The sequence below is a fragment of the Roseovarius maritimus genome (assembly GCF_043355895.2).
In the GTDB taxonomy this organism is placed as follows: Bacteria; Pseudomonadota; Alphaproteobacteria; order Rhodobacterales; family Rhodobacteraceae; genus Roseovarius; species Roseovarius maritimus.
This window is the reverse complement of sequence record NZ_JBHFPF020000024.1, coordinates 1-6,048: the sequence shown is the minus strand read 5'-3', so window position 1 is coordinate 6,048 and position 6,048 is coordinate 1. Positions and strand designations below refer to the sequence as shown.

The following is a 6,048-nucleotide window of genomic DNA, read 5'->3' as shown; positions in this document are numbered from 1 at the left end:
ATCCAAATTTATCAGGGGGGTCACTTTTGGACGCCGATCACCCCAATACAGGGGTCAAAGTTGCATGCTGATCCACAGCCTAGATTATATGAAACAGAACGAAGCAGAGATGCTCGAAAGAGAGCTCGAAGGCTTGCGCAACAGGACTTCCTGATCAGAACTGAATACAAGTTGCCATGACTGGACCGGGAGTTCTCTCCCGGTCTTTTTCTGTGCTCTGTTCGCATTAAGCAGGAACTGTGATATGCTTTTTGAGATCATCTGGAGACTTAGAAAAATGAAGCCTGGTTATTTCGATCCCGACGAACGCGCTCGGCAGAAGCAACGGTCCCGCGATCAAGATGACGAGGATCTGCGGACGGGCAAAGTCACCCGTGAAGAGCTCCAGCACATAAACGGCGGGGGTGGCGTATTCAGGAACAGTCGGATTCTACACCGGCCGAAGTTCACGGGCTCTCACAGACTTCAGAAGCCGGAAGAAGACTGATTCTGGCCGGCGACACGCTATCAGTGATGAGGAGCTCCTTTATGAATAGCCGGCTTCTTTTTGATGGCGGACGGCCAGGATTATTACCTTGGCCTCGTCAACCCGATACTGGACGACATAGCCACTGTCTCCGACATCGATGGGCCACTCCCTGAACTCAGCAGGAAGGTCATCGATCATTCGCCCGAGCCGGGGACGCGCACCGAGGATATTCACGCCTTGTCGGATCGCATCACCGGCCCGACGCGCCGCATCGGCGCTCTTCGGTCTCAGGAACTCCCTCAGTCGTTGCAAGTCCCGAACCGCGCTTGGGGTGAAGATGACTTGTGGCTTCAGGAGTTGGCAACTCGTCTTCATCTCCCCAAGTCGACAGCCATCTGTCGACCTCTTCAGCAGTGGTGTGCGGCCCTGTTTCCTGGAACTCTTTCCACGCCTCGAGAGTGTCCCGGCGCAATGCTTCGCGCTTTTCCTTGTGCTCAACATACTGGGCAATAGCCTCACGCATGATCCAATGAGACGTGCGATTACGAGCGTCAGCAAGACACTGAACGCGCGCTTTCATGTCGTCATCGAGCTTAATAGATGTAGGGGACGCCATCCGATGGTCCTGCTAATAGCTAATAGGTAATACCTATTACTAACATATAGCGCGTGTGGCCACTTGGCCACTGGATCCGCTCAATTTCAGAAGGCTCATCGTCTAGACGCCGGAAGAAGACTGATCGCACCCGATGATTGTCTTGAGATATATAGCCTGGAACAAGCTTCCCGATGATGGATTGAAGGCTCCGCCGAGGCGGGGCTTTTCTCTCTTTTCACTGCCGAATTGACGGGTGATGTAGAGCCGTGTGAGCTAAGCAATACTCTATCAACCTTGGTCAATGCCTGTCCCGGCGGTTCGACCAGGGACAGGTCCAGAGCAGGTATTTAATTACACTAGTTGCGGCTCTTGGGCGGCTTAACGAGTCCGATTCCGAGTCAACACAGCAGGTTTCCTACACATAAAATATTGTGGTTTCGGCATCAATCATGGGAGGAAAACCACTGTATGTTATTAATTAACCCGGTTCTATAAGGGGATTACTTACTTATAGAGGGAAGTTAATTAAACACCATATCCGTTTTCATGCCAAAGAAAATATGGAAACCGAACTCACCACCGAGAGTCACCACCCACCCATCCACGCCCCTCCAAAAAGCATCGCAGATGCGCTTCAGGACTCCGGTCAATCATTCGCGAGAAGATCCTCAAGGCATTGGGGGGGAAGGGAGAGAGAGGAGAGCAGCATGTGGCTGTGAGAACTGCGCTTGAGATGTGCCCAAGCTTTCAACACGACATAATCGAGAGGCTTCAGGACCTCAAATGGGGCTGCTGACCAAGGCACACCCGAGAAGCCGCTCTAGCATTATTTATCAGAAAGCTATCGCTGAGAGGTTCGGTGAAGGGCTGGGTCGGGTTTCGGTAAAATAAAAAAATGGCCGAAGGCCAAGGTATCAGAACGCAATACATATTGTAGTTTCTATGTTAATCATGGTCAAAAAACCACTACATACTATTAATTGCCCCCGCTCTATACAGGATACTACCTTATAGAGGTGGGGCAATTAAATATCCGGACCCGTTTTCTTACCGGAGAATTATTGGAAACCAATTTTAGAATTCTTATCGAAATCTAGATTTGTTAAGCCGGTTCGACTCCGCGTCATCTGGGCTTCGTGGTAAATTAAATGATCCACATCTGTGACGCGAGTAGCCACTGGCATGTCTTTAGAACGGTCTTGAAGCATCTTTTCCTGCGGCTTTTCACTTCCGAGAAGACATAACACCAAGACAAGAACATCACGCGTGGAGGACCCTTCAAGCCTTTTCTCGTGCCACGGTGCAGGTCTGAAGAGCTCATCATCATGCGGCACCCACGTATTGTCCAATTTCGGTGATCGGTGATCGACATGAATATCAAGAAATTGGCACTCTTAACGATCCCGGCAGCTACGGCAATCGGACTCGTTGTCTCGATGACCGGATCCGAACCCGAGCCTGGTGAGAAACCAGAAGAGGTGATCATGGACGTCGTCATAGCTTAAGGGCCGGCTGCCAACCAGATCCCGTATTCGATCCCGATCGAAGGCGCGAAGTCCGGCGATGTGGTTCAGATCTTCTCCGAAGAAAGCAACCAGAGCGTTGACGGATCACAGGTCGAGACCAGTATCCATCTTGTTGCCGAGACTGTGCTCTTCACGACCACAGAAGACAGCCAGTCGGTGCTTGAGCTCCAAGATACCACCCAAGCCCAACGGGTCGATGAGATGCTCTCAGTGGGCGCATATGCCGTCACCAGCCTTGATGACGTAGCCCGCTGCCGGGGCATGATCTGCACACCGATCAAATGTGTGTCTGTTGTCAGAATTCAGAATAAGGATGACTGATCACACGGCCACACCGCCGTTGGCGCGCAGCAGAAGGTTTCTGACCTCCTCCATGCCACCTGGTCCGGATTCGATGCTTTGCCGCGGAGACACGCCGCCCAGCAGCCTGTGGGGTCGGTCCAGAAACCGGTCCATCGCCGCCCTGTCGGCATGATAAGTGCGCTCCAGTAGAGCCATGATGGACTGCTGATCTGATGTGTTTGTCATCGCCAAGAACTCCACTGACTGGCCAACCTAACATAGTAGCCATCTTGTGGAGTTCGTAAAGCCTCGACCGCTGGCTGAGCTCTCAAGCGAAGGTTACTGGAAATACGCCTGAGGCTTCAACTTTTCCAAAAAATGAAAGCCAGAGCACTTCAGGTGTCGGAATCCAATTTATCTATGACCGCGGCGGAGTGCGCAACGAAAGTTGTGATCCGTGTTCTGTTATTGTAATTGAGTAAGAGGATTCAAATTGACCAGAAAGATTTCATGAAACAGGATTTTGAAGGGCTCTCTCACTACGCTTTCATCGACTTCGAAGCCTCAGGACTTGGACCGAACTCGTGGCCAATCGAAATCGGGGTATCTCGAATTCTGGAAACCGGAAAAGTTGAAACCTGGTCGTCACTCATCATGCGACATGCAACATGGCTTCCTGAACATTGGTCGCCGGTTTCAGAGCAGGTGCATGGGATCCCGTTCCTCTCACTAGATGCGGCGCCGCCGGCAGAAGACGTGCTGAGAGCATTCAAAAAGCAGGTAGGCAACCGGTTGATCGTAGCCGACGCCCCTAGGTTTGATGGAGCTTGGCTTCGCAAATTGAGTGTAGCAGCAGCAACCGATCCCTCGAAGTTCACGATTTTCGATCTGATCGACTACCATCAGGTCGCTTTCGATCTGCTTGATGATGTCGATCTCGACCGCGTCTATGAGTTCCTGGAGACCCATAAAGCCCCCCACCGGGCGGGTCCGGACAGCAGACGGCTGGCTCGGGCCCTGGTCGAAGCCATCAAGAAATCATAAAAAATCGATCCAAACGCTCAGCGTCCACTCCCAGCACTCCCCTGACAAGTCGCCCGGTGGGGTGGAGGTGTGAGACAGCACGACAAGCCCGTTCGCAAATTCTGTCTTGAGCTGACCTGCGTAGCCCTTCATTTTTCCTGATTTCATATCGACAGGCTCAAGGAGGATGCTCGGGAAACCAGGGATGCTGTCATTGATAAGTAGGAGATCGACATGAGCTTCTCTGCGGGCGAAATCTTCAACAGAGAAGACCTCAGAATTCCTTGACGTGTCGACTTCGAGAATCCTGAAAGCAAGAGATTTCCCGTTTCTATCAAAGCGCTCACCGGCGAGCATGTAGCCATGTGCTCTCTCATGCAGCGTCATCTCGAAAGCCATCTGTTTACGGTTGTAAGGTCGCCAAGCCGCCGCCACGGCACTCAAAACCTTTTTCCCAGCCCTAACTCGGTAGCTTTCCCAGATTGAAGCGGTATTCAGCTCATTCATCGGCTCAAGCATTTGATTTCTCCCTGGTTATATAAATAAGGTTGCAAAAAGTTAAAAATATGCAAGCCTTCTAAGTAAGAAATATGCTTAGTATGGGATCGGGATCGGGATAGGAGATGACAGGATATATTTGGCAGAATCCTGGCTGGCCGGATTTCATTTGGGATTTTGGGAGAGTAAATCAGCTTTCATCCCACTATTCTCATGAAATCGAGCTCTTCCAGGAATCTTTGCGTCAGCTATCGACAGTCGAACAAGAAGAATATCGAATTGAAATGCTGGCGCTCGAAGCATCTGCAACATCCGAAATCGAGGGTGAGATGATCGACCGCGAAACCGTCAAGTCATCGATCCTGGGGAAGGGGCGGTCAGACAGCTATATTGAAAAGATTGTGGATTTCATCCTCGAGGTCGACCGAGCCCAAATGCCGCTCACGACTGAAAGCTTGTGTGAATGGCAAGCGCTTGTTGTCCGCGATCCGCGGTTAGAGCGGGGTAGATGGCGAACCCAGCCCGTGCAGATCATGTCGGGCCCAATCGGCCGCGAGACAGTGCATTATGAAGGCCCGCCAGCAGATCGAGTGCCTGGTGAGATGGTCCGGTTTCTTGATTGGTTCAATCGATCAAGCCTCCCCCCACCGATCAAGTCGGGGCTCTCTCATCTGTATTTTGAGATGATCCACCCGTTTGCTGACGGGAACGGCCGTGTCGGCCGGGCGGTTGCCCAACTGGCACTCGGCCCTCAGAGCGGCCTGACAGCCCTCTCGGCCGCAATCCTCAGTCGACGGGAGGGATACTATGATACCCTCGAGAAAACCGGAAAAAGTGATCTGGACGCCACCGATTGGCTTATCTGGTATCTTGAAACCCTTGATGAAGCTCGACGGATCGCGGGCATATGGATGGATTTCACTCGAAGCCGTCTGCGCATCGAAAGCTACTATCAAGAACTGAACGATAGCCAGGCCAAGGTGATTGCCCGGATGCTGAGAGAAGGTCCAGACGGTTTCAAAGGCGGTATGACGACGACAAAATATGGAAAGATTGCGGACTGTGTGACCGAGGTAGCTGAGGTCGAGTTGGCGGAACTGGAGAAGAAGGCGTTGCTCCGGCCGGTAAAGGAAGTGTCCAGCTCCATGCGTTACGAGCTCGTTCTGTGATCAAGATCTGGAGACATACATGCGTGTGAAACCCGCTGAATTTCCTCAATTGAAGGCTCTTTGTCATAACATGAGAGATGACATTGTGCTTGCCGGTGAGGATGCACTTGCTCTGTATGAACGCGAATGGAGATGGATCGATCTCGAGAAGATCTCTGATGAAGAACGAGCTCTGATTGCCCTTTTGGTCTCAAAATACCGCCCAAAGGGCTGTATGAGACGGCATCTGAGGCCCGGTGAGCACCGGAAGCCGGAAGAGGTAGCTGACCTCTATACTACCGATTATGAGGCCTGGCTCACCGATCAAGTAGCTCGGCTTCGTCGTCTTGCTCCGCTCAAGAATCCAGCCTTGAAAGGTTTCGATCTGGAACATATCGCAGATGAACTCGAAGCCCTGGCGATCCGAGTGTGGATCAGCATGCAACTTTGACCCCTGTATTGGGGTGATCGGCGTCCAAAAGTGACCCCCCTGATAAATTTGGA

Annotated in this window: 8 protein-coding genes; 4 read left to right on the top strand and 4 right to left on the bottom strand. The window is 51.8% G+C overall.

Annotated features, from left to right (window positions below; genetic code table 11):
- Window positions 1-526: 526 nt before the first annotated feature.
- Window positions 527-781, bottom strand: coding sequence for a type II toxin-antitoxin system RelE/ParE family toxin (locus tag ACEWPM_RS19650; RefSeq protein WP_393964135.1), 255 nt, complete (start codon window positions 779-781; stop codon window positions 527-529).
- Entirely contained in the window at window positions 720-1,085 is a 366-nt protein-coding gene (locus tag ACEWPM_RS19645; protein ID WP_393964136.1) for a CopG family ribbon-helix-helix protein, read from the bottom strand. The genes ACEWPM_RS19650 and ACEWPM_RS19645 overlap by 62 nt, the downstream gene beginning before the upstream one ends.
- Before the next feature lie 1,547 nt (window positions 1,086-2,632).
- Here ACEWPM_RS19645 and ACEWPM_RS19640 point away from each other — a divergent pair.
- Window positions 2,633-2,914 (top strand): hypothetical protein, encoded by a 282-nt coding sequence (locus ACEWPM_RS19640; RefSeq protein WP_393964137.1) that lies wholly within the window; start codon window positions 2,633-2,635, stop codon window positions 2,912-2,914.
- On the opposite strand, the gene ACEWPM_RS19635 is transcribed toward ACEWPM_RS19640, so the two are convergent.
- Window positions 2,915-3,121: an antitoxin Xre/MbcA/ParS toxin-binding domain-containing protein gene (locus ACEWPM_RS19635; protein ID WP_393964138.1), complete on the bottom strand. Its 207-nt coding sequence runs from the start codon at window positions 3,119-3,121 to the stop codon at window positions 2,915-2,917.
- A 264-nt stretch (window positions 3,122-3,385) separates the two neighbouring features.
- On the opposite strand from ACEWPM_RS19635, the gene ACEWPM_RS19630 reads away from it, so the two are divergent.
- On the top strand, window positions 3,386-3,919 hold the full coding sequence (locus ACEWPM_RS19630) for a 3'-5' exonuclease (RefSeq protein ID WP_393964139.1): 534 nt from the start codon (window positions 3,386-3,388) through the stop codon (window positions 3,917-3,919).
- On the opposite strand, the gene ACEWPM_RS19625 is transcribed toward ACEWPM_RS19630, so the two are convergent.
- A complete protein-coding gene (locus ACEWPM_RS19625; protein WP_393964140.1) occupies window positions 3,914-4,417 on the bottom strand; it encodes a hypothetical protein in 504 nt (167 codons plus the stop codon). The genes ACEWPM_RS19630 and ACEWPM_RS19625 overlap by 6 nt on opposite strands.
- Before the next feature lie 104 nt (window positions 4,418-4,521).
- Between ACEWPM_RS19625 and ACEWPM_RS19620 the strand changes: the two genes are divergently transcribed.
- Both ACEWPM_RS19620 and ACEWPM_RS19615 read left to right on the top strand, forming a co-directional pair.
- The gene (locus ACEWPM_RS19620) at window positions 4,522-5,565 is read left to right on the top strand and encodes a Fic family protein (RefSeq protein WP_393964141.1); all 1,044 of its coding nucleotides are present in this window, start codon (window positions 4,522-4,524) and stop codon (window positions 5,563-5,565) included.
- Window positions 5,566-5,584: 19 nt separating this feature from the next.
- Window positions 5,585-5,995: a hypothetical protein gene (locus ACEWPM_RS19615; RefSeq protein WP_393964142.1), complete on the top strand. Its 411-nt coding sequence runs from the start codon at window positions 5,585-5,587 to the stop codon at window positions 5,993-5,995.
- Window positions 5,996-6,048: the final 53 nt, after the last annotated feature.